The 22,309-nt window shown below is 70.5% G+C and carries 22 protein-coding genes; 19 read left to right on the top strand and 3 right to left on the bottom strand.

Annotated elements, in window-relative coordinates; all coding sequences use genetic code 11:
• Positions 1-96: 96 nt before the first annotated feature.
• Positions 97-678, bottom strand: a complete 582-nt coding sequence (locus tag AB0I59_RS33915) for an Asp23/Gls24 family envelope stress response protein (protein WP_061257204.1) — start codon at positions 676-678, stop codon at positions 97-99.
• A gap of 142 nt (positions 679-820) precedes the next feature.
• On the opposite strand from AB0I59_RS33915, the gene AB0I59_RS33910 reads away from it, so the two are divergent.
• On the top strand, positions 821-1,369 hold the full coding sequence (locus AB0I59_RS33910) for an HIT family protein (RefSeq protein WP_228645316.1): 549 nt from the start codon (positions 821-823) through the stop codon (positions 1,367-1,369).
• 18 nt (positions 1,370-1,387) lie between these two features.
• Here AB0I59_RS33910 and AB0I59_RS33905 read toward each other — a convergent pair whose 3' ends face one another.
• On the bottom strand, positions 1,388-3,028 hold the full coding sequence (locus AB0I59_RS33905) for a glycoside hydrolase family 10-like protein (protein ID WP_358139391.1): 1,641 nt from the start codon (positions 3,026-3,028) through the stop codon (positions 1,388-1,390).
• 120 nt (positions 3,029-3,148) lie between these two features.
• A complete protein-coding gene (locus AB0I59_RS33900; RefSeq protein ID WP_358139388.1) occupies positions 3,149-5,281 on the bottom strand; it encodes an elongation factor G-like protein EF-G2 in 2,133 nt (710 codons plus the stop codon).
• 237 nt (positions 5,282-5,518) lie between these two features.
• Between AB0I59_RS33900 and pgsA the strand changes: the two genes are divergently transcribed.
• The 18 genes from pgsA to AB0I59_RS33810 all read left to right on the top strand — a co-directional run bounded on the left by pgsA (position 5,519) and on the right by AB0I59_RS33810 (position 22,138).
• Entirely contained in the window at positions 5,519-6,127 is a 609-nt protein-coding gene (gene pgsA / locus AB0I59_RS33895) for a phosphatidylinositol phosphate synthase (RefSeq protein WP_061257291.1), read from the top strand.
• Positions 6,124-7,068: a phosphatidylinositol mannoside acyltransferase gene (locus AB0I59_RS33890; protein WP_082777008.1), complete on the top strand. Its 945-nt coding sequence runs from the start codon at positions 6,124-6,126 to the stop codon at positions 7,066-7,068. The genes pgsA and AB0I59_RS33890 overlap by 4 nt, the downstream gene beginning before the upstream one ends.
• A 53-nt stretch (positions 7,069-7,121) precedes the next feature.
• Complete coding sequence (locus tag AB0I59_RS33885) at positions 7,122-8,255, top strand: glycosyltransferase family 4 protein (RefSeq protein ID WP_228645312.1); 1,134 nt, start codon at positions 7,122-7,124, stop codon at positions 8,253-8,255.
• Entirely contained in the window at positions 8,252-8,794 is a 543-nt protein-coding gene (locus tag AB0I59_RS33880) for a hypothetical protein (RefSeq protein WP_061257208.1), read from the top strand. Before AB0I59_RS33885 ends, AB0I59_RS33880 begins: the two co-directional genes overlap by 4 nt.
• Positions 8,795-8,924: 130 nt before the next feature.
• Positions 8,925-9,932, top strand: a complete 1,008-nt coding sequence (locus AB0I59_RS33875; protein WP_061257209.1) for a DUF3048 domain-containing protein — start codon at positions 8,925-8,927, stop codon at positions 9,930-9,932.
• Between the two features lie 150 nt (positions 9,933-10,082).
• Positions 10,083-10,997, top strand: coding sequence for a pyridoxal 5'-phosphate synthase lyase subunit PdxS (gene pdxS / locus AB0I59_RS33870; RefSeq protein ID WP_082777009.1), 915 nt, complete (start codon positions 10,083-10,085; stop codon positions 10,995-10,997).
• Between the two features lie 136 nt (positions 10,998-11,133).
• Entirely contained in the window at positions 11,134-11,559 is a 426-nt protein-coding gene (locus AB0I59_RS33865; RefSeq protein ID WP_061257210.1) for a MarR family winged helix-turn-helix transcriptional regulator, read from the top strand.
• A gap of 11 nt (positions 11,560-11,570) precedes the next feature.
• Complete coding sequence (locus AB0I59_RS33860) at positions 11,571-12,779, top strand: MFS transporter (RefSeq protein ID WP_061257211.1); 1,209 nt, start codon at positions 11,571-11,573, stop codon at positions 12,777-12,779.
• Between the two features lie 67 nt (positions 12,780-12,846).
• Positions 12,847-13,437: a pyridoxal 5'-phosphate synthase glutaminase subunit PdxT gene (pdxT, locus tag AB0I59_RS33855; RefSeq protein ID WP_082777025.1), complete on the top strand. Its 591-nt coding sequence runs from the start codon at positions 12,847-12,849 to the stop codon at positions 13,435-13,437.
• A gap of 3 nt (positions 13,438-13,440) precedes the next feature.
• Positions 13,441-14,196: a YebC/PmpR family DNA-binding transcriptional regulator gene (locus AB0I59_RS33850; RefSeq protein ID WP_061257213.1), complete on the top strand. Its 756-nt coding sequence runs from the start codon at positions 13,441-13,443 to the stop codon at positions 14,194-14,196.
• 125 nt (positions 14,197-14,321) lie between these two features.
• Positions 14,322-15,479, top strand: a complete 1,158-nt coding sequence (locus AB0I59_RS33845) for a GNAT family N-acetyltransferase (RefSeq protein WP_061257214.1) — start codon at positions 14,322-14,324, stop codon at positions 15,477-15,479.
• Positions 15,480-15,588: 109 nt separating this feature from the next.
• On the top strand, positions 15,589-16,170 hold the full coding sequence (ruvC, locus tag AB0I59_RS33840; protein ID WP_061257293.1) for a crossover junction endodeoxyribonuclease RuvC: 582 nt from the start codon (positions 15,589-15,591) through the stop codon (positions 16,168-16,170).
• An 82-nt stretch (positions 16,171-16,252) separates the two neighbouring features.
• Positions 16,253-16,873, top strand: a complete 621-nt coding sequence (ruvA, locus tag AB0I59_RS33835; protein WP_061257215.1) for a Holliday junction branch migration protein RuvA — start codon at positions 16,253-16,255, stop codon at positions 16,871-16,873.
• Between the two features lie 55 nt (positions 16,874-16,928).
• Entirely contained in the window at positions 16,929-17,984 is a 1,056-nt protein-coding gene (ruvB, locus tag AB0I59_RS33830; protein ID WP_061257294.1) for a Holliday junction branch migration DNA helicase RuvB, read from the top strand.
• A gap of 304 nt (positions 17,985-18,288) precedes the next feature.
• Positions 18,289-18,714: a preprotein translocase subunit YajC gene (gene yajC, locus AB0I59_RS33825; protein ID WP_358139379.1), complete on the top strand. Its 426-nt coding sequence runs from the start codon at positions 18,289-18,291 to the stop codon at positions 18,712-18,714.
• A 42-nt stretch (positions 18,715-18,756) separates the two neighbouring features.
• Complete coding sequence (gene secD, locus AB0I59_RS33820; protein WP_358139377.1) at positions 18,757-20,481, top strand: protein translocase subunit SecD; 1,725 nt, start codon at positions 18,757-18,759, stop codon at positions 20,479-20,481.
• Complete coding sequence (gene secF, locus AB0I59_RS33815) at positions 20,481-21,533, top strand: protein translocase subunit SecF (RefSeq protein WP_358139374.1); 1,053 nt, start codon at positions 20,481-20,483, stop codon at positions 21,531-21,533. The genes secD and secF overlap by 1 nt, the downstream gene beginning before the upstream one ends.
• 98 nt (positions 21,534-21,631) lie before the next feature.
• Positions 21,632-22,138, top strand: coding sequence for an adenine phosphoribosyltransferase (locus tag AB0I59_RS33810; protein ID WP_061257218.1), 507 nt, complete (start codon positions 21,632-21,634; stop codon positions 22,136-22,138).
• The last annotated feature ends 171 nt before the right edge of the window (positions 22,139-22,309 follow it).

The following is a 22,309-nucleotide window of genomic DNA, read 5'->3' as shown; positions in this document are numbered from 1 at the left end:
CTGAGCGCCGTCCGGACCCCGGGCACCGGGCCGGTGCGGTCGCATCGGAGAAGCCCCCGCCTCCCTTCGGGACGCGGGGGCTTCTCGCGTCGGGGGTCAGGCCGCGTCGTCCTCGGCGTGCTCGGCACGGCCCTCGCCCGGCAGGCGTACGTCGTCCACGGTCACGTTGACCTCGACGACGCGCATGCCGAGCATCCGGCTCACCGACCTCGCCACGTTGACCTTGACCTCCGCGGCCACGTCCATGACCACGTGCCCGTACACGATGACGATGGTCACGTCCACCGCCACCTGCTGGTTCTCGATCTGCGCCCGCACGCCCTGGGTCGCCCGCTTGGAGCCGACGCCGATGTGCTCCCGCACCGACTCGAAGGCGCGCTCGAAGTCGCCGCCCAGGTCGGCGACGCCGGGGATCTCCAGGGCGGCCAGCGCGGCGACCTTCTCGACGACCTCGTCGGCCACCTTGATCCGGCCCTTGACGACGGACGTGCTGAGCAGGCCGGACGCGGCGTCACCGGCAGGCGTTCCGTCGGGTGCGTCGGACGCCGCTTCGGGTGCCTCGGCCGCGTCGTCGGCCGTCCGGGCGGTGGTGGTCGGGGACGAGGTCTCGGCCGGTGTTCCGGTCGCCTCCTCGATCAGCGCGTCGGCCTGTTCCTCGACGGTGGCGACATCGGGCATGGGAACACTCCTCGGAAGACGGAAGATCCGCGGGCTCGCAGGACGTGATTCTGCCGGAATTCGATGTGATTTATCCCGGTATCTATGGATGTCGCCGGAGCCGTACGCGAGCGTCGCCGGGGGCCGGAATATGCTGACCCGCATGACGAACGAGCCGGAGTTGCAGCCGGGAGCGGGAGTGCCTGACGCGTTTGGGAGGCTCTGGACTCCGCACCGCATGGCCTACATCAAGGGTGAGAACAAGCCCAGCGGGTCAGGGCCGGGGGACGGCTGCCCCTTCTGTGAGATTCCCGCCATGAGCGACGAGGACGGCCTCGTCGTCGCCAGGGGGTCCGCCGTGTTCGCCGTGCTCAACCTGTATCCGTACAACTCGGGTCACCTGATGGTGTGTCCGTACCGGCACGTCGCCGACTACGCCGACCTGGAGGACGCGGAGACCGCGGAGCTGGCCGACTTCACCAAGCGGTCGTTGCAGGCGCTGCGCAAGGCCAGCGGCGCGCAAGGGTTCAACGTCGGCATGAACCTGGGCCAGGTCGCGGGCGCGGGCATCGCCGCCCACCTGCACCAGCACGTGGTGCCGCGGTGGGGCGGCGACACCAACTTCATGCCGGTCGTCGGGCACACCAAGGTCCTTCCGCAGCTCCTGCGTGAGACGCGGGACCTGCTCGCCGACGCCTGGCCCGCGGCCTGACGGCCCGGCGGGCGGTGATCAGGGGAGGGCGACCGTGACCCGCGCGGGGGCGCTCTCGTTGTTCAGGCGATCGAGGGCGGTGACGTAGTACTCGCCGCTCTCCTTGGCGGTGTACGCCGGGCGGTCGTCCGCGGGGACGACCGCCACCAGGTGGCGCGCGTCCACGGTCGCGCAGTCGCCGTTCTCGCCGGTGACCCGGTAGACGCCGTACGCACGGGCCTGGGGCGCGGCGGTCCAGGTGAGGTTCCCGGCGGTGTTCTTCAAACCCGCCGGTACGGCCGGAACCGCGGCCGGGAGGCCCTTGATCACCGGGAGCAGGGCGGGCCGCGTGTAGTGGTTCTTGGCGATGCGGTCCAGGACGCCCAGGGGGTTCGCGGCGAGGCCGCTGGCGCTGAAGTAGACGTCGCCCTTCACCTCGGGATACCGGCGGTTCACGGTGAGATGTGAGGGCATCTCGGCCGGTTTCGTCCAGGCGGGGGTGTCCTTGGTGCCGACGCGGTAGAGCGCCTGGCCGATGTAGAGATCGACGTCGCTGCCGCGTACGGCCTCGGCCCACCAGGGCACGAGCGCGTCGTAGTCGGCCGCCGAGAACCCGCGCGGCCAGTACAGCTGCGGGATCAGGTAGTCGACGGACCCCGCCCTGATCCACGCCTTCGCGTCCGCGTAGATCGCGTCATAGGCCGACATGCCGTTCGTGTCGGATCCCTTGGGGTCGTTCGACTTGTTGCGCCAGATGCCGAACGGGCTGATCCCGAACTTCACGTACGGCTTGGTCCCGTGCACGGCCCCGGACACCTGCGCCACCAACTTGTTGACGTTGTCCCGCCGCCAGTCGGCGAGCTTCGCGCCCTTGCCGTACTTCGCGAACGCCGCGGCGTCGGCGAACCGGGTGCCGTTGCCGGGATAGGGGTAGAAGTAGTCGTCGAAATGGACGCCGTCCACGTCGTAGCGGCGCACCACGTCGGTGACGACCTTGGCCACCCAGGCGCGTACCTCGGGCAGGCCGGGGTTGTAGTAGAGGCGTCCCTCGTGCTTGACGGTCCACTCGGGGTGCACCCGGGCCGGATGCCCGGCCGGAAGCGCCGACACGTCCGTGGTGTACGCGGCGCGGTACGGGTTGAACCACGCCTGGAACTCCAGGCCGCGCTTGTGCGCCTCGGAGATCAGGAACGGCAGCGGATCCCAGCCGGGATCCTTGCCCGGGGTGCCGGTCAGGAACTGCGACCAGGGTTCGAGCGTGGACGCGTAGATCGCGTCGGAAGCGGGCCTCACCTGCACGAACACCGCGTTGAGCCGGCGCTTCACGGCGTTGTCGAGTATCTCGACGTACTCCGCCCGCTGCCGCGCCGGGGTCAGCCCGGTCCTGGACGGCCAGTCCGAGTTGTGCACGGTCGCGATCCACACCCCGCGGAGCTGCCGCTTGGGGGAGGTGCCGCTCGCGGTGCAGGTCTCGGCGGCCGCGGCCGTCCGGACCGTCGTGGTGGACTTCTTCGGGGCGGGCTGCGGGCCGTAGGCGTACGCCGCGCCGGCGCTTGCGGCGGCGACGACCAGACTCGCCAGAAGCGGGCCGCGCACCGACCCTCCGCGGGCCGAGCCTCCCCGCTCGGCCGCGCGTTGCTCACTGATCGCCCGCTCGCGGCGGCCCGCCCGATTCGCCATGGGTCATCAGTGTGGCATCGACGACCGGATGGTTTAACCCGAAGAAGGAACCCGGAGCAGATTTTGCCCTCGGCCGCCCAATACCGGCGGCCGGGCCCCGGTGGCCCGGCCGCCGGTGGATCAGTGCTCGGCCGCCGCCGCCACCTTCTCCGCGAGGTGGGCCGGGAGCGGTTCGTAGCGCAGGAAGTCCCGGTGGAACGTCCCCGTTCCGTGGGACATCGACCGCAGATCGACCGCGTACCGCGTGATCTCCAGTTCGGGCACCTCGGCCTTGACCAGCGTGCGTCCGGTGCCGACCGGCTCGCTGCCGAGCACCCTGCCGCGGCGCGAGGACAGGTCCGACATGATGGCGCCCACGAACTCGTCGGACACCAGTACGGAGACCTCGTCCACGGGTTCGAGCAGCAGCGTGGGCACCTTTCCCGCCGCCTCCTTCAGCGCCAGTTGCCCGGCGATCTGGAAGGCCATGTCGGAGGAGTCGACGGAGTGGGCCTTGCCGTCGTACAGCGTGACCCGGATGTCGACCATGGGGTATCCGGCCACCACCCCGCGCTCCATCTGCGCCCGGACACCCTTCTCCACGGACGGGATGAACTGGCGGGGCACCACGCCCCCGACGATCTTGTCGACGAACTCCAGCCCGCCTCCGGACGGCAGCGGCTCCACCTCGATGTGGCAGATGGCGTACTGCCCGTGGCCGCCGGTCTGCTTGACGTTCCTGCCCATGCCCTGGGCCCGGCCGCCGAACGTCTCACGGAGCGGCACCCGCAGCGGGACCCGCTCCACCTCCACGCCGTGCCGCCGGGTCATCCGGTCCAGCAGGACGTCGGCGTGCGCCTCGCCCATGCACCAGAGCACGAGCTGACGGGTCTCCGGGTTGTTCTCCAGGCGGAGGGTCGGATCCTCGGCCACCAGGCGGGCCAGGGCCTGGCTGAGCTTGTCCTCGTCGGCCTTGGACCTCGCCCTGATCGCGACCGGCAGCAGTGGGTCGGGCATCGTCCACGCCTTCATCAGCAGCGGCCGCTCCCGGTCCGACAGCGTGTCCCCGGTCTCGGCCCTGGACAGCTTGGCGATCGCGCAGATGTCCCCGGCCACGCACTTGGCGACGGGACGCTGCGTCTTCCCCAGGGGCGAGCCGATGCCGCCGATGCGCTCGTCCACGTCGTGGTCCTCGTGCCCGCGGTCGGCGAGGCCGTGCCCGGACACGTGGACGAGCATGTCCGGGCGCAGCGTCCCGGAGAAGACCCGTACCAGGCTGATCCGCCCGACGTACGGGTCGCTCGTGGTCTTGACGACCTCGGCCACCAGCGGGCCGTCGGGGTCGCCGGTGATGTCCGTCACGGCCCTGCCGTCGATCGTGGTGATCTCCGGCAGCGGGTGCTCCAGGGGCGACGGGAATCCCTGCGTGATGATCTCGAGGAGCTCCAGCATGCCCGTCCCCGGCGCGGCGGCCAGCACCGGATGGAAGCTGCCCCGCGCGACGGCCTTCTCCAGGTCGTCGATGAGGATCTTGGTGTCGATGGACTCCCCGGAGAGGTAGCGGTCCATCAGGGACTCGTCCTCGCTCTCCTGGATGATCCCCTCGATCAGATCGCCGCGATACTGCTCGATCAGGGCGAGCTGCTCCTGGTCCGGTTCCCGTTCCGTACGGCGGCCGCCCGAATAGTCGAGGAACCGCTGGGTCAGCAGCCCGAGCAGCCCCCTGCCGTCGACGGGCAGGTACAGCGGGGCGACGCCGTCGCCGAACACGTCCTGGCAGGTCGCGAGCACCTCGTCGAAGTTGGCCCGGTGGTGGTCGATCTTGGTGATGACCACCGCGCGGGGCATGCCGACGAGGCCGCACTCCTCCCAGAGCATGCGGGTGAGCCCGTCCACGCCGTCGACCGCGGAGACGACGAAGAGCGCGGCGTCGGCCGCGCGCAGCCCGGCCCGCAGGTCGCCGACGAAGTCGGCGTATCCGGGCGTGTCCAGCAGATTGATCTTGATGCCGTTGTGCACCAGTGGGGCGAGGGAGAGGTTGACCGAGCGCTGCTGGCGCACCTCCACCTCGTCGAAGTCGCTGACCGTGCTGCCTTCCTCGACCCGGCCGGCGCGAGGGATGGTGCCCGCCGCCGCCAGCAACGCCTCGATCAGCGTGGTCTTGCCGGCTCCGGAATGGCCGACCAGCACGACATTACGCACCATGTCCGGCCGATCGGCCGAGGGTGCCCTGCCCGCGGCCCCTGCTTGGCCGCCGTTCGCCTTCTCCGCCACTTCGCCTCCCGGATCTACGAGCGGCCGGGGGCGCCGGCCGCTCTGCCGTCGCTGCGCGCGCCCCGTCCCCTCGCCCTCGCGGACCCGCCGGGCGAGGCCGGGCCGACCGTCCTCCCCGTCGGGGATCCCAGGCGCGTGTTCTTCACCTTTTACCCATGTGGCGCAGATCACAAGACCTTTCGACGGAATGGGCTTGCGAGCCTCACCAGGTGTTCCATGGCCTACCATCGGAGCGCGATGCTGAACGTCCTGCGACCCGCCGTCACCCGAGTGCTGACCCCTCTGGGGCGGTTGCTCGCCCGCCACGGAATCTCCCCCGACGTCGTCACCGCCGTCGGCACGCTGGGAGTGGTGGCCTCGGCGCTGATCCTCTTTCCCATGGGCCACCTCTTCTGGGGGGCGCTCGCGATCACCGTCTTCGTCCTCGCCGACCTGCTCGACGGCGTGCTCGCCCGGATGAGCGGCGGCACGGGCAGCAAGTGGGGTGCCTTCCTCGACTCGACACTCGACCGGCTCGGCGACGCCGCCGTCTTCTCCGGGCTCATCCTTCATTTCATCCTTGAGGACGAGCGGGAGATCGTCCTCGCGGGCGTAGCGCTCTTCTGCCTTGTCGCGGGAGCATTGGTGTCGTACGCCAAGGCTCGGGCGGAAGGGCTCGGGATGACCGCGAACGTCGGCATAGCCGAGCGGGGGGAGCGGATCGCCGTCATCCTCGTGGCTTCGGGGCTCTCCGGCCTGGGCGTGCCGTACATCCTGGCGATCGGGCTGTGGCTGCTGGCAGCGGCGAGCGCGGTCACGGTCGTCCAGCGGATGGTCCACGTCTACCGACAGGCGGTGGTGAGGTGAAGCGCCCCCAAGGGCGTCTATCCGTTGCTGATCGGATCGTCGCCGCGGGATACTCCGCGGGCTGGGCGGTGACGCGCCACCTGCCGGAGCGCGTGGCCGGGTGGATCTTCCAGGTCATCGCCGACGTCATGTGGCGCAGGCGGGGGAAGTCCGTACGCCGGCTGGAGTCCAACCTGGCGAGGGTGATCGGAGCCGACGCCTCGGCCTCCTCCGTACGCGAGGTCAGCCGGGCGGGCCTGCGCTCCTACTTCCGCTACTGGGTCGAGGCGTTCCGCCTCCCCGCGATGAGCCGCGAGCGCATCCTCGGCGGCATGCGCTCCACCGGCGAGCAAGTGATCTTCGACAATCTCGGCAGGGGCCGCGGCGTGGTGCTCGCCCTGCCGCACATGGGCAACTGGGACGTCGCCGGCGCCTGGCTCGTGCACAAGGGACACCCGTTCACGACCGTGGCCGAGCGGCTCAAGCCGGAGTCGCTGTTCGAGCGCTTCCTGGCCTACCGGGAGGCCCTCGGCATGGAGGTCCTGCCGCTGACCGGCAAGAACGGCGGCAGCGGCATGGCGTTCGGCACGCTCGCCCAGCGGCTGCGCGCCGGCCGCCCGGTCTGCCTGCCCGCCGACCGCGACCTGACCGCCTCCGGGGTGGAGGTCGAGTTCTTCGGCGCCCGGACCCGCATGGTGGCCGGGCCCGCGCTGCTCGCGATCCAGACGGGCGCGGCGCTGCTGCCCGCCATCCTGTGGTTCGAGGGGCGCGACTGGGGGCTGCGGATCCACGAGGAGATCCCGGTCCCGGAGGAGGGCACCCGCCGGGAGAAGGTCGCCGCGATGACGCAGAGCATGGCGGACGTCTTCGAGAAGGGCATCGCGGAGCACCCGGAGGACTGGCACATGCTCCAGCGGCTGTGGCTCGACGACCTGGAGCCGCGACCTGCGAGCGCGTCGTGAGGGCGCGTCGTGAGAGCGGCGCGGCACGGGACGGGGGGGAGGCGGGGACGGGCATGAGGATCGGCATCGTCTGCCCATACACCTGGGAGGTCCCCGGAGGCGTGCAGGCCCACGTCCGCGACCTCGCCGAGGCGCTCATCGCCGACGGCCACTTCGTCTCGGTGATCGCTCCCGCGGGTGACGACGCCCCGCTGGAGCCGTACGTCGTGTCGGCGGGCCGCGCGGTGCCCGTGCCGTACAACGGGTCGGTCGCCCGCCTGGCGTTCGGCTTCCTGTCGGCGGGGCGGGTGCGCAAGTGGATCCGCGAGGGCAGGTTCGACGTGCTGCACGTGCACGAGCCCGCGGTGCCGTCCCTCGGCCTGCTCGCCTGCTGGGTCGCGCGCGGCCCGATCGTCGCGACCTTCCACGCGTCCTACGAGCGGTCCCGCGCCATGTCGGTGGCCGCGCCGATGCTGCAGAGCGCCCTGGAGAAGATCACCGGGAGGATCGCGGTCTCCGACGCGGCGCGCAAGACCCTGGTCGAGCACCTCGGCGGCGACGCCGTGCTGATCCCCAACGGCGTCACCGTCAGCCGGTACGCCGAGGCCGAGCCGCTGCCCGGCTGGGGGCCGGACGGCGACGTCATCGGCTTCCTCGGCCGGATGGACGAGCCGCGCAAGGGCCTGCCCGTCCTGCTGTCCGCCTTCGAGATCCTCGCCGAGGACCGGCCGAACCTCCGGCTGCTGATCGCCGGACCCGGTGACGCGGCCGACGTGCTGGAACGCGTGCCGAAGAGGTTCCACGACCGGGTGGGGCTGCTCGGCATGGTCAGCGAGGGCGACAAGGTCCGCGCCTACCACTCGGTCGACGTCTTCTGCGCGCCCAACCTCGGCGGCGAGAGCTTCGGCATCGTGCTCACCGAGGCCATGTCCGCGGGGGCGCCCATCCTGGCCAGCGACATCCCGGCGTTCCGGCGGGTGCTCGGGGAGGGGCAGGCCGGCGCGCTGTTCGAGACGGGCGACCCCGAGGCGCTGGCCAAGGAGGCCGCCCGGCTGCTCGACGATCCCGAGCGGCGGGCCAAGCTGTCGGACGAGGCGCGTCACGCGGTACGCAAGTACGACTGGTCGACCGTCGCCCGCGACGTGTCGCGCGTCTACGAGACCGTGACGGACGCGGCCGCGGGTGTCGTGGAGGACGACGTACCGTGACCACCACCGTTCTGATCCTGGTCGTCGGTGTGCTCGTCGTGCTCACCGCCGTCTACATCTCCTGGCGGGCCGGGCGGCTCGACCGGCTGCACATCCGGCTGGAGACCGCGCAGGCCGCTCTCGACGCCGCCCTCCTGCGGCGGGCCGCCGTCTGCCTGGAACTCGCCGGTTCGCGCATCCTCGATCCCGCGACCTCGCTCGTGCTCGCGGCCTCCGCCCACGAGGCCCGTACGGCGGGGCCGGACGAGCGCGAGCACGCCGAGAGCGACCTTTCACGGACGCTGCGCGCGGTCGTGGACCAGGAGCGGTTCCGGGAGAAGCTGGCCGAGCATCCGGCGGGGCCCGCGCTGCTGGAGGAGATCGACACCGCGGTCGCCAAGGTCGTCTACTCCCGGCGCTTCTTCAACAACGCCGTCGGCGTCACCCGTACGGCGCAACGCCGCTGGCTGGCGCGGACGCTGAGGCTGGCGGGGCACACCGAATATCCTCGGTTCTTCGAGATCGACGATGCTCCACCGGTGGCTCTCGCCGCGGAATAGTGGCTTTTGACCGTTCCAAGAGGGATCTGCTATCTAGCGCCGGTAAGCTCGTTGCCGTTTCGCGGCGTGAGCCGGTTCGGACGTGGCTGTCGCCGCTCCGGCCGGCTCTCCAGGGAGGAGCTGAGGACTAGTGCGGGCGCAACGGTTGATCGGTGTCACGCTCGGCCTGGGGGCGGTTCTCGCCGGGGCGGCGTGCTCCTCCGACGGCGACGCCGCGCCAGCCGCGCAGCCTCAGGCCGCGGCCGCCTCGCCGTCTCCCACCCCGCCACCCGAACACCCCTTCACCGGGCGGCCGGTCGCCCAGCGCCGGCCGGTGCTCGCCGTGAAGATCGAGAACACCTCGGCGGGCAAGCCGCAGATGGGCGTGCGCAGCGCCGACATCGTCTACGTCGAGCAGGTCGAGGGCGGGCTCACCCGTCTCATGGCGATCTTCTCCTCCAAACTGCCCGCCCAGGTCGGCCCCGTCCGCAGCGCCCGGATCTCCGACCTGCACATCCTGCCGCAGTTCGGCAAGCCCGCCCTGTCGTACTCCGGCGTGCAGACCAAGATGATCCCGTACGTGCAGAAGGCGTCGCTGTTCGACGTGTCCGACAGCAGCGCGCCCGGCGCGTACTTCCGGGCGCCGGGCAGGTACGCGCCGTACAACCTCTTCGGGACCCCGAGGAAGCTGCTCGCCAAGGCGTCCCAGGCGGCCAAGGCGGACGACATCGGATTCGTGTTCTCCGACGAGCCCCCGGCCGGTGGCGTCCCGCAGAAGAGCGTGCGCGTGCGCTACCCGGCGGCGCGCTTCGAGTTCACCTGGGCGGAGGCCCAGAAGCGCTGGCTGGTCAGCCAGGACGGCAAGAAGGACATGGCCGCCGAGGGCGGCCAGCAGGGCGCGCCCACGATCGTGGTCCAGTGGGTCAAGACCGACAGGTCGGAGTTCCACGACTTCACCGGCAGCTACACACCCATGGTCCACACCGTGGGCAAGGGCACCGGCGTCGTGCTGCGGGACGGCATGGCCTACAAGGTCAAGTGGGAACGCCCCTCGGAGGAGGAGGGCACCACCTACACCATGGCCGACGGCACGCCGATGCCGTTCGCGCGCGGCCAGGTCTGGGTCGTCCTCGCCTCGCGCAAGCCCGTCGCACCCTGACCAGAGTGACCGGAGGAGCCCCTGGGGCTCCTGATGGGCGGGGCGTACAAAAAGCGGGCCGAACCCTTACAGGATGGCGCGTCGGGCCAAGCTTCGGTCAGGACCTAACATGGAGTGGAATCCATTGGTCCGCCGTCGTGAGGTAGCAACGTGTCCAGCAGCACGCCCGAAGTCAACGAGACCGCCGCCGTCGGCACCGCCCGTGTGAAGCGCGGCATGGCCGAGATGCTCAAGGGCGGCGTCATCATGGACGTCGTCACGCCCGAGCAGGCCAAGATCGCCGAGGACGCGGGTGCGGTCGCGGTCATGGCGCTGGAGCGGGTGCCCGCCGACATCCGCGCCCAGGGCGGGGTTTCCCGGATGAGCGACCCCGACATGATCGAGGGCATCATCGGCGCCGTCTCCATTCCGGTCATGGCCAAGGCCCGCATCGGCCACTTCGTCGAGGCCCAGGTGCTGCAGGCGCTTGGCGTCGACTACATCGACGAGTCCGAGGTGCTGACCCCGGCCGACTACGCCAACCACATCGACAAGTGGCGCTTCACCGTTCCCTACGTCTGCGGTGCCACCAACCTGGGCGAGGCGCTGCGCCGCATCACCGAGGGCGCCGCGATGATCCGCTCCAAGGGTGAGGCCGGCACCGGCGACGTCTCCAACGCCGTCACCCACATGCGCACCATCCGCGCCGAGATCCGGCGGCTCACCTCGCTCCCCGAGGACGAGCTGTACGTCGCCGCCAAGGAACTGCAGGCACCGTACGAGCTGGTCGCCGAGGTCGCGAAGGCCGGAAAGCTGCCGGTCGTGCTGTTCACCGCGGGCGGCATCGCCACCCCGGCCGACGCCGCGATGATGATGCAGCTCGGCGCCGAGGGCGTCTTCGTCGGCTCCGGCATCTTCAAGTCCGGTGACCCGGCCAAGCGCGCCGCCGCCATCGTCAAGGCCACCACCTTCTACGACGACCCCGACGTGGTCGCCAAGGTCTCGCGCGGTCTCGGCGAGGCGATGGTCGGCATCAACGTCGACGACATCCCGGTCCCGCACCGGCTGGCCGAGCGCGGCTGGTGATCACGCCACCACACGGCTGAGCGCGACGGCGGTCCCGACCACGGGGCCGCCGTCTCCGCGTCTGTGGGGTCCTTCCGCCTCTTCCGGGGACCCCGCCGGGCGAATACTTAGACAGACTAAGTTAGTATGGCTAAGTATGACGACGGATGACACGCGAGGGCTGGCGGAGAGCCTGTCCCGGGAGCTGCGCCACCTGGTGCTCCTACTGCGCCGCACGACGGCGGGCCAGCCGATCACCACCCAGCAGTACTCCGTGCTCGGCTCCCTGGAGGGCGGCGGCCGGCGGATGACCGAGCTGGCCGAGGAGCACGCGGTGCAACTCCCCACGATGACGGTGCAGATCAACCGGCTGGAGGAGGCCGGACTGGTGGCGCGCGCGGCCGATCCCGCCGACGCGCGGGTCCGCACCGTCGAACTCACCGACGAGGGGCGCACCCGCCTGTACGCCGTCCGGCAGTCCAGGATCGCCTACCTCACCCGTCAGCTGAGCACGCTCACCCCGGAGGAGCGCGCCGCCATCGACGTCGCACTGCCCGCCCTCGCCAAGCTCGGCCGGAGCTGAAGGAGCCCACGGTGTCACAGCAGAACGGCGGGATCCTCCGTCAGCCCGTATCGGTCTGGGCCACGGCGTTCGCCGCGGTGGTGGCCTTCATGGGGATCGGGCTCGTCGATCCCATCCTCCCCTCGATCGCGCAGGGCCTGCACGCCACGCCGAGCCAGGTGTCGCTGCTGTTCACCAGCTACTTCCTGGTCACCGCGGTCGCGATGCTGGTCACCGGCTGGGTCTCCAGCAGGATCGGCGGCAAGCGGACCCTGTTGCTCGGTCTCGCGCTCGTCATCGTCTTCGCCGCACTGGCCGGGACGTCCGGAACGGTCGGGCAGCTCGTCGGCTTCCGCGCCGGCTGGGGCCTGGGCAACGCGCTGTTCGTGGCCACGGCGCTGGCGGTGATCGTCGGCGCGGCCAGCGGCGGCGCCGAGAAGGCCATCATCCTGTACGAGGCGGCCCTCGGCCTCGGCATCTCCCTCGGCCCGCTGGTCGGGGCGCTCCTGGGCGACTGGAACTGGCGGGCGCCCTTCTTCGGCACCGCGACGCTGATGGCCGTCGGCTTCGTCCTGATCGTGACCATGCTCGCGGCGACGCCGAAGCCCGCCGCACGGACCCGGCTGGGCGATCCGATCCGCGCCCTCGCCCACGGCGGCCTGTCCACCACCGCCTTCACCGCGCTCTTCTACAACTTCGCGTTCTTCACCGTGCTGGCGTTCACGCCGTTCATCCTCGGCATGTCGGCGTACGGCATCGGCGCGGTGTTCTTCGGCTGGGGCGTGTGCGTCGCGCTGGCCTCCGTCTTCGGGGCTCCCTGGCTGCAGCGCCGCCTCGGGTCGGTCCGGGTGCTCTTCCTCTCCCTCGGGCTGCTGGCCGTCCTCCAGGTGGGCATCGCGCTCTCCGGGCAGGCCGGGACGGTCGTCTTCGTCATCCTGTGCGGCATTCCCATCGGGTTCAACAACACGATCTTCACCGAGGCCGCGATGGAGGTGTCCGACGCGCCGCGTCCCGTCGCCTCGGCCGGATACAACTTCGTCCGCTGGATGGGCGGCGCGCTCGCGCCGTACATCGTGACCAAGCTGGGCGAGGAGTTCGGGGACGCCGTGCCGTACTACGTGGGCGCGGCCTGCTGCCTCGTCGGCATCGCGATCCTGTACGCCCGGCGGCACCACCTGGCCACCCTGGACCACGTCGACGTCGATCACACCTTCCAGGACGCGTCGCCCGCACAGGCATAAAACGTGCGGTTTGGGGCGTTCTGCGCCTTGGTTCTACGCTGGGACCACCGCTGACGAAAGGATGATCGTGACGACTGCGCCGCTGATCGGCGTGCTCGCCCTCCAGGGCGACGTGCGCGAGCACGCCCGCGCCATCGAGGCCGCGGGTGCCAGGGCGATGGCCGTACGCCGCAGGAGCGAACTGGACGCGGTCGACGCGCTGGTGCTCCCCGGCGGCGAGTCGACCACGATGTGGAAGCTCGCGACCGCGTTCGACCTGCTCGAACCGCTCCGGCTACGGATCAAGGACGGCCTGCCCACGTACGGCTCCTGCGCGGGGATGATCATGCTGGCCGACCGGATCGAGGGCGGCGTCGACGGCCAGGAGACGCTGGGCGGCATCGACATGGTCGTGCGCCGCAACGCCTTCGGCCGCCAGGTCGACTCCTTCGAGGCCGATCTCGACTTCGCGGCCAAGGGCCGCGTCCGGGCCGTCTTCATCCGCGCGCCGTGGGTCGAGTCGATCGGACCCGACGTGGAGGTGCTGGGCCGGGCGGAGCCCGGGGGTAGGATCGTCGCGGTCCGACAGGGACCTCTGCTCGCGACGTCCTTCCACCCGGAGCTGACGGGTGACGCGCGAGTGCACTCGTATTTTGTCGAAATGGTGAGGGAGTTCTAGGCGATGTCCGGCCACTCCAAATGGGCGACGACGAAGCACAAGAAGGCCGCGCTCGACTCCAAGCGCGGAAAGCTGTTCGCCAAGCTCATCAAGAACATCGAGGTCGCGGCCCGGACCGGCGGCCCCGACCCGGACGGTAACCCGACGCTGTACGACGCGATCACCAAGGCGCGGAAGAACTCCGTGCCCATCGACAACATCGAGCGGGCGCGCAAGCGCGGCGGCGGCCTGGAGGCCGGCGGCGCCGACTGGCAGACCATCATGTACGAGGGCTACGCCCCCGGCGGCGTGGCCGTGCTGATCGAGTGCCTCACCGACAACCGCAACCGGGCGGCGTCCGAGGTCCGCGTCGCGCTGACCCGCAACGGCGGCTCGCTGGCCGACCCCGGCTCGGTGTCGTACATGTTCAACCGCAAGGGCGTCGTCCTGGTGCCGAGGGCCGGCGACCTCTCCGAGGACGACGTGCTGATGGCCGTCCTCGACGCGGGCGCCGAGGAGGTCAACGACCTCGGCGAGGCGTTCGAGGTCGTGTCCGAGGCGACGAACCTGATCCCGGTGCGCACGGCGCTCCAGGACGCGGGGATCGACTACGAGTCCGCCGAGGCGAGCTTCCTGCCCAGCATGAACATCCCGCTCGACGAGGAGGGCGCGCGCAAGGTCTTCCGCCTCATCGACGCGCTCGAGGACAGCGACGACGTGCAGAACGTCTGGGCGAACTTCGACGTCTCCGACGAGATCATGGAGAGGCTGGAGGCGTAGGCGCCTCCCGCCGGTCCGCCGCCCGCGCCGTCGTCCCGGTCATCGCGTGACCACGACGGGTACGGCACGGGCGGCACGGAAAACCGGTTGGCGGCGGGCCGCCCACCGGCATAGTTTGGCCGATCGTGGACATCCGTGACCTGACCGCCGACGATCTCGACGCGGTACTCGACAACCGCAAGCGCGCCTTCGGCCCTCTTTCCGGCGGAGACGCCGAGACCTGGCGCAAGATGGTGGCGCCGTTCCTGCCGGAGGGGCGCTACATCGGCGCTTTCGACGGCTCCCGGCTGGTCGCCACCGCGCGGATCAACGCCTACACCCAGTGGTGGCACGGCCGGCCGATGTCGATGGGCGGCGTCGCGGGCGTCACGGTCGCTCCGGAGGACCGGGGCCGCGGTGTGGGCCGCCTCATCATGCGGGCGACCATCGACCGGGCGGCCGAGCTCGGTCACGTCGTCTCCGCCCTCTATCCGGCCACCACGCCGCTCTATCGCGGCATGGGCTGGGAGCACGCGGGCGGCCTGAGCCGGACGACCCTCCCCACCGAGACGCTGCGCGCGCTGGGCGCGGGCGGCGCCGACGTCAAGCTGCGCCGGATGGGCCCGGACGACGCGCCCGAGCTCATCGCGACGATGGGGCGGGTCTACGCCTCCACCCGCGCGTCCGGCCCGCTCTGCTACGACGAGCGCACGTGGCGCCTGTGGCTGGCCGAGGAGGACGACTTCTGCTACATCGCCGACGACGGTTTCGTGATCTACCGGTGGAGCGGCAAGGACATCGAGGTCGACGGCTGCGTGGCCGGATCCGAGGCGACGACGCGGGCCCTGTGGTCGCTGGTCGGCACGGCCTCCTCGATCGCCAAGTCGGTCACGGCGTGCGTCGAGCCGCAGGACCCCCTGCTCTGGCTGATCCGCGAGCGGTCGCAGGACGAGATCAGGCAGACACGCTGGATGTTCCGCCTGATCGACCTCCCCGCCGCCGTCGCCCGGCGCGGCTTCCCGGCGGGAGTCTCGCTGGACGCCGTCGTCCACGTCGAGGACGCGCAACGCCCGTCGAACTCCGGCTCCTGGCGGCTGGAGGTCTCCGCGGGATCGGGCACCGCCACCGCCGTCGCGGACGGGGGAGGGCCCACCTTCACGGTCGGCGGCCTGTCCGCGCTGTTCGCCGGCGTCCCCACGGCCACGCTGCGCCGTACCGGCCTGGTCACGGGCGGCTCCGCCGAGGACGACGAGGCGCTCGACTCGGCCTTCCGTTGCGCGGCGTACATGATCGACTACTTCTGATTCCGCGTTACCGGCGATCTAGCGCCCCCGCCCGGAGTAGAGTTCTTCGCCGAACACATGTTCGGCGAAGAACGGATCCGGGGGAGGCGTGCCGGTGCGATTGCCCGAGCTGAGGGTGATGGGAGTCGATCCGGGGCTGACCCGATGCGGCCTCGGAGCGGTCGAGGGCCGTCCCGGCGCCGCGCTTCGCATGGTCGCCGTCGGGGTGGTCCGCACGCCCGCCGATGACGACATCGGCTCACGGCTGGTCGCCATCGAGGCCGGGATCGAGCGCTGGCTCGACGAGATCCGGCCGGACGCGGTGGCCGTGGAACGCGTCTTCGCCCAGCACAACGTGCGCACCGTGATGGGCACCGCACAGGCGTCCGCGGTCGCCATCACCTGCGCCGCGCGCCGGGGCCTGCCGGTCGCGCTGCACACGCCGAGCGAGGTGAAGGCCGCCATCACCGGGAACGGCAACGCCGACAAGAAGCAGGTCGGCACCATGGTCACCCGGCTGCTGAGGCTGGACGCCATGCCCAAGCCGGCCGACGCCGCCGACGCGCTGGCCCTCGCCATCTGCCACGTCTGGCGCGGGGGCGTGCAGAACCGGCTGGCCCTGGCCCAGGCGCAGGCCCTCGCCAAGAGAGGCGGTCCGGGGGCGAACATCGCGCTGCAGCCCGGTTATCGCCACCCCGGAGCCGGCCGATGAGCGGGGCGCATCGGATGTCGGCATCCTCTGGTAGGACTGGGGACCGCGAGGCCGGGCGGGCCGATGGGGGAGGGAGCGCGCAGTGATCGCATCCGTGGCGGGCCGGGTGACCGGCATCGGGCCGGACGCCGCCGTGATCGAGATGGGCGGGGTGGGCATCCTGGTCCACTGCACCCCTGGCACGCTGGCCGGCCTGCGGGTGGGTGAGCCCGGCAGGCTCGCGACCTCGCTGGTCGTCCGCGAGGAGTCGCTCACCCTGTACGGCTTCGCCTCCGACGACGAGCGCACCGTGTTCGAGATGCTCCAGACCGCCAGCGGCGTCGGGCCGCGCATCGCGCTCGCCATGCTGGCCGTGCACACGCCGAGCGCGCTGCGGGTGGCCGTCGCCAGCGCCGACATCAAGGCGCTGACCATGGTGCCCGGCATCGGCCAGAAGGGCGCCCAGCGCATCGTGCTCGAACTCAAGGGCAAGCTGGGCACGCCCGACGAGGCGGTCAACGCCGCGCTGGGCGGCGGGGCTCCGGTTCCCGCCTGGCGCGATCAGGTCCATTCCGGCCTGGTCGGCCTCGGCTACTCCACCAGGGACGCCGACGAGGCCGTCGCCGCCGTGGCCCCCGAGGCGGACGCCGAAGTGGCCGCCGGCCGGGCGCCCCAGGTCGCCGCGCTACTCAAGTCGGCCCTGCGCGCGCTGAGTGTCCGGTGAGCCGTCCGGTGAAACCTTCAGCGCGCCCGCCGATCCCGGGGAGACCGTCGTGAGCATGGAGCGAGACCTGGTGTCGCCCGACGCCGAGGGCGACGAGCACGCGATCGAGGCGGCGCTGCGGCCCCGGCGGCTGGAGGAGTTCATCGGCCAGGGGCGGGTGAGGGAGCAGCTCTCGCTGGTGCTGGAGAGCGCCCTGCGCCGCAACCGCCCGCCGGACCACGTGCTGATGAGCGGCGGCCCCGGCCTGGGCAAGACGACGCTCGCCATGATCATCGCGGCAGAGCTGGGCGCGCCGCTCCGGATGACCTCGGGTCCGGCTCTGGAGCGGGCCGGCGATCTGGCCGCGATCCTCTCGACGCTGGCCGAGGGCGAGGTCCTCTTCATCGACGAGATCCACCGGATGGCCCGGCCCGCCGAGGAGATGCTCTACCTCGCGATGGAGGACTTCCGGGTCGACATCGTCGTCGGCAAGGGCCCGGGCGCCACCTCCATCCCGCTGGACATCGCGCCGTTCACGCTGGTCGGGGCGACCACGCGGGCGGGCCTGCTCCCCGCGCCGCTGCGCGACCGCTTCGGGTTCACCGCCCACATGGACTTCTACGAGGCGGCGGAGCTGGAGCAGGTCCTGCACCGGTCGGCGCGGCTGCTGTCCGTCGAGCTGCCCGGTGAGGGCGCGCACGAGATCGCCCGCCGCTCGCGCGGCACGCCCCGCATCGCGAACCGGTTGCTCCGGCGGGTCCGCGACTTCTCCGACGTCCGGGCCGAAGGAGTGATCACACGGGAGATCGCGGCCGCGGCTCTCAACCTCTACGAGGTGGACGCCGAGGGGCTCGACCGGCTCGACCGCGCGGTCCTGGGGGCGCTGCTGCGCAAGTTCGGCGGTGGTCCGGTGGGGCTGTCCACGCTGGCGGTGGCGGTGGGGGAGGAGCCGGAGACCGTGGAGGTCGTGGCCGAGCCGTTCCTCGTACGGCAGGGCCTGCTCGCCCGCACCCCGCGGGGTCGCGTGGCGACGGCGGCGGCCTGGGCGCACCTCGGGCTGGTGCCGCCGCCCGACGCCTTCGGTGCCGTTCCGGTGCTCCTGGAGGATCAGCAGAACATCTCGGAGCCCTGAATGCCTGCGCGTGAAAGCCGTACATTTCATGAAAGAGGCGGAAATATCGGGGGGATGGAAGTCGGACGCCAAGGGCGTACTGCCCGCGCATGGTCACAGATCGGTTGCAAAGACGCTGAAATGGGCACTTTCCCGCGTGCCATATCGTGGGTTCGTTGCCGCTCTTCGAGCGGCTCGCCTACACTGCGTGGCTTGACTGGCCGCTTACGCTGACGCTTCTCAGTGACGTGGCAGCCGCGCTCAAACGCGAAACTGGACCTCCGGCGTCAAGCCGGTTCATCACGTAATGGAAAGGGTGGCCCCCGTGGGCAACAACCCGCTTGGGACGTTTCTGCCACTGATCTTGCTGGTAGTGGTGTTCTACTTCCTGCTGATCCGCCCGCAGCGCAAGCGGCAGCAGGAGCAGCTGTCCATGCAGAACTCGCTCGCTCCGGGCGCACGGGTCATGACGACCACCGGTCTGTTCGGCACCGTGGTGGGCCTTCAGGACGAGGACGTCATCCTGGAGATCGCGCCTGGCGTGGAGACGCGATGGGTCAAGGCGGCGATCGGCCGCGTTGTCACTCCCGTTGAGGACGCTGACGACGCCGAGCCGGATTCTGCCCAGTCCGTGGCGGAAGAGGGCGTTCAGAAGGACGCCCATGAGGACATTCAGAAAGACAAGGACGAGCCGGTGACCGAGACCCCCGATGACGGGGGCGCCAAGGATTCGAGCACCAAGCAGTCCTGAGTACGCTCACTGAAGATCCCTTGACGAAAGAATCGACCACCAGTGGCCCCACCGACCAGTAGCCAGATCAAGCCGGGACGCACGCTCCTGGTTCTTCTGGCGATCATCCTCGCCATGGGGGCGACGATCGCCTTGCAGAAGGCATTCGTCCCCAAGTTCGGTCTCGATCTCGCGGGTGGCACGACGGTGACGCTGTCGCCCGTGACCACCGACGGCAAGGCGCCTCCGCAGGAGAGCCTCGACCGGGCCGTCAACATCATCCGGGACCGCGTGAACGGCACCGGCATCTCGGACGCGGAGGTCGCCAGATCCGGCGACAACATCGTCATCTCGGTGCCCGGCGCCGGCCGTGACGAGGCCATCAAGCTGGTCGCCACCACGGCGGAGATGCGCTTCCGCCAGGTGCTCGCGGTCGCCGCGGCCACGACGCCGCCGACCACACTGCCCACCACGGCCGCCACGCCGAGCCCGTCCGCCGTCACCCCGTCCACCGGGACCTCGCCCGCCGGTCGCGCGCTGTCGAAGGCTCTCGCCGAGCCGACTCCGACGCCCACCGTGACGAGGCGCGCCAGGTCGCATACCGCGACCGGTGAGAAGACCGGCGCGGGGACACGAGCCAAGGCGACCCCGTCGCCCACCCCGTCGGTCGCGCCGAGCGAGGAGGACCCGCTCGCCGGGCAGGACCTCAGCGGCATCGACCCGGCCGCGCTGCAGAAGTTCCGGACGATCGACTGCACCGCGAAGAACAGGGGCCAGGGCGCCCAGGACGATCCGAACAAGCAGATCGTGGCCTGCAGCCAGGACGGCAGCGCGAGGTACATCCTCGACAAGGCCGCGGTCCAGGGTTCGCAGATCACCACCGCGTCGGCGGGCGTGCGCCAGGACACCGGCGAGTGGGTCGTCAACCTCGACTTCAAGAGCCAGGGCGCGTCGCAGTGGAGCGACCTCACCGCCAAGGCGTTCGGCGCGCAGCCGCCGCGCAACCAGATCGGCGTCGTCCTCGACGGACTGGTGATCACGGCTCCCGCCTCGAACGGCCGGATCCCCGGCGGCAAGACCGAGATCTCGGGCAGCTTCAACCAGCAGAGCGCGACCGAACTGGCCGACCAGCTCAAGTACGGCGCGCTGCCGCTCAAGTTCGTGCAGAGCTCCGTCGTCTCGGTCTCGTCCACACTCGGCCAGGACCAGCTCCGCGGCGGTCTCGTCTCCGGCGCCATCGGCCTGTTGATCGTCATGCTCTACCTGCTGCTCTACTACCGAGGTCTGGGCGCCATCGGCATCGCGAGCCTCGGCATCGCGACGATCGTCACCTACTTCTCGGTGGCCGTCCTCAGCGCGAACGTCGGCTTCCGATGGTCGCTGCCGCACATCATCGGCCTCGTGGTCTCGATCGGCATCACCGCGGACTCGTTCATCGTCTACTTCGAACGCATCCGTGACGAGATGAAGGAAGGCCACCGCACCCTCCGCGCCGCCGTGGAGGTCGCCTGGCGGCGGGCGAAGCGGACGATCCTGGTCGCCGACGCGGTCATGTTCATCGCCGCGGTGGTGCTCTACTTCCTCGCGGTCGGCGGCGTCGCCGGATTCGCGTTCGCCATGGGCCTGACCACGCTCATCGACATCGTCGTGGTCTTCCTGTTCACCAAGCCCCTCATGTCGCTGGCCGCCAGGATGAAGTTCTTCTCCAAGGGCCACAAGCTGTCCGGTCTCGACGCCGAGCGCATGGGCCGTACCAACAGCGGTGCCGAGCACCTGCAGGAGGCGTGATGCCGGGCATTATCAGCCGCCTGTACCGCGGCGACATCAACATCGACTTCGTCGGCAAGCGGAAGCTCTGGTACGGCCTCTCGGCCCTGCTGATGATCGTCTCCATTGTCGGCATGGTCGTCCACGGCCTCAACCTCGGCGTGGAGTTCAAGGGCGGGTCGGTCTTCGACTTCCCCCGCGCCACGAACTCGAGCGTCGAGGAGGTCAGGACGACCATCAAGGACGCGGGTGTCCACCAGGTCATCGTCCAGGAGGCCGGGCCGAACTGGCGGGTCACCACCGAGAGCCTCGACACCAACGAGGTTCCCAAGGTCCAGCAGGCCGTCGCGGACAAGTACCACCTCAAGGCCGACGATGTCAGCACCCAGGTCATCGGTGCCACCTGGGGTGGCGAGGTCATGCAGAAGGCATGGATCGGCCTGGCCGTCTTCATGCTCGCGATCATGCTGTACCTCAGCCTCGCGTTCGAGTGGCGGATGGCGCTCGCCGCCATCGTGGCCCTCGTGCACGACCTCGTGATCACGGCCGGCATCTACGCCTGGTCGGGCTTCGAGGTCACCCCGGCCACCATGCTGGGCTTCCTCACGATCCTCGGTTACTCGTTGTACGACGCGGTCGTCGTCTTCGACATGATCAAGGAGGTGACGGGCAAGCTCGGCACGAGCGCGAAGATGACCTACACGCAGGCCGCGAACAACGCGCTCAGCCACACGCTGATCCGCTCGCTGAACACCTCGCTGGTCGCGATCCTGCCGGTGGCGGCGATCCTGTTCATCGGGACCACGCTGCTCGGCGCCGGGACGCTGAAGGACCTCTCCCTGGCGCTCTTCGTCGGAATGATCGTCGGCACCTACTCCTCGCTCTGCGTGGCCACGCCGATCCTGGTCACGCTGAAGGAGCGCGAGCCGCAGTGGCGGAAGCTCGCCGAACGCGTGGCCCAGCGGGAGGCGTCCGTCGCCAAGGCGGCGGCCGCGAGCGCCAAGCAGCCCGTGGTGGCGGGATCCCAGAACGGGGTCGCGACCACGGATGACGGAAAGCGCAAGAAGCGTTAGTCAGACAGAGACGGTGACGGCGCTCCTGTGCCGCCTCCCGGGATGCCCGGCATCATGGGAGGGACGCGGGGGCGCCGTCCTCATGAAGTGGGTTGGAAATGACTGAGTGGGTTTCCCTGATCCGGGACGTTCCCGACTACCCGAAGCCGGGAGTCCTGTTCAAGGACATCACCCCGCTGCTGGCCGATCATGGCGCGTTCGTGCAGGTCGTGGATGAGCTGGGAAGCGGCCTGACGTTCGACAAGGTGGTCGGCATCGAGGCACGCGGCTTCATCCTGGCCGCCCCGGTGGCGTACCGGGCGGGAGCCGGGTTCGTCCCCGTACGCAAGAAGGGCAAACTGCCTGCCCAGACGCTCGCGGCGAACTATGATCTGGAGTACGGCTCCGCGACGGTGGAAGTGCACACCGATGCCTTCGTTCCGGGTGAGCGGGTGCTGATCGTGGACGACGTGCTCGCCACGGGCGGCACGGCGAACGCGACGGTGGAGCTGGTCAGGAGATCGGGCGCCCACGTCGTCGCGGTGTCCGTCCTGATGGAGCTGTCCTTCCTCTCCGGCCGTGACCGGCTGCCTGGTCTGGAGGTCCGTTCCCTGGTGGTCGTCTGATTCGGGCGCATCCAGGCGAAAAGCGGGCAGACGACGCGGATACACTGGGGAGCCTGGACTCGACGTGAGGAGTCTGTGTGCCCCGTGATGTGGTCGTGCCCGACGGCGTGCGGGCCCGGAGCGAATCCCGGCCCGCCGAGGCCGAGGAGACCGTAGCCGCGCGCGACGCAT

The organism is Microtetraspora glauca (assembly GCF_040656155.1).
Classification (GTDB): Bacteria; Actinomycetota; Actinomycetes; order Streptosporangiales; family Streptosporangiaceae; genus Microtetraspora; species Microtetraspora glauca.
The sequence above is the reverse complement of the archived record's forward strand: the minus strand, read 5'-3'. Positions and strand labels throughout refer to the sequence as shown.

Excerpts from the sequence above, each read along its gene's own strand:
- pgsA (WP_061257291.1), top strand. The coding sequence starts at position 5,519 with ATGCTGAACGTCCTGCGACCCGCCGTCACCCGAGTGCTGACCCCTCTG.
- AB0I59_RS33915 (WP_061257204.1), bottom strand. The coding sequence starts at position 678 with ATGCCCGATGTCGCCACCGTCGAGGAACAGGCCGACGCGCTGATCGAG.
- AB0I59_RS33850 (WP_061257213.1), top strand. The coding sequence starts at position 13,441 with ATGTCCGGCCACTCCAAATGGGCGACGACGAAGCACAAGAAGGCCGCG.
- AB0I59_RS33910 (WP_228645316.1), top strand. The coding sequence starts at position 821 with ATGACGAACGAGCCGGAGTTGCAGCCGGGAGCGGGAGTGCCTGACGCG.
- AB0I59_RS33905 (WP_358139391.1), bottom strand. The coding sequence starts at position 3,028 with ATGGCGAATCGGGCGGGCCGCCGCGAGCGGGCGATCAGTGAGCAACGC.
- AB0I59_RS33885 (WP_228645312.1), top strand. The coding sequence starts at position 7,122 with ATGAGGATCGGCATCGTCTGCCCATACACCTGGGAGGTCCCCGGAGGC.
- ruvB (WP_061257294.1), top strand. The coding sequence starts at position 16,929 with ATGGAGCGAGACCTGGTGTCGCCCGACGCCGAGGGCGACGAGCACGCG.
- secF (WP_358139374.1), top strand. The coding sequence starts at position 20,481 with ATGCCGGGCATTATCAGCCGCCTGTACCGCGGCGACATCAACATCGAC.
- AB0I59_RS33810 (WP_061257218.1), top strand. The coding sequence starts at position 21,632 with ATGACTGAGTGGGTTTCCCTGATCCGGGACGTTCCCGACTACCCGAAG.
- AB0I59_RS33865 (WP_061257210.1), top strand. The coding sequence starts at position 11,134 with ATGACGACGGATGACACGCGAGGGCTGGCGGAGAGCCTGTCCCGGGAG.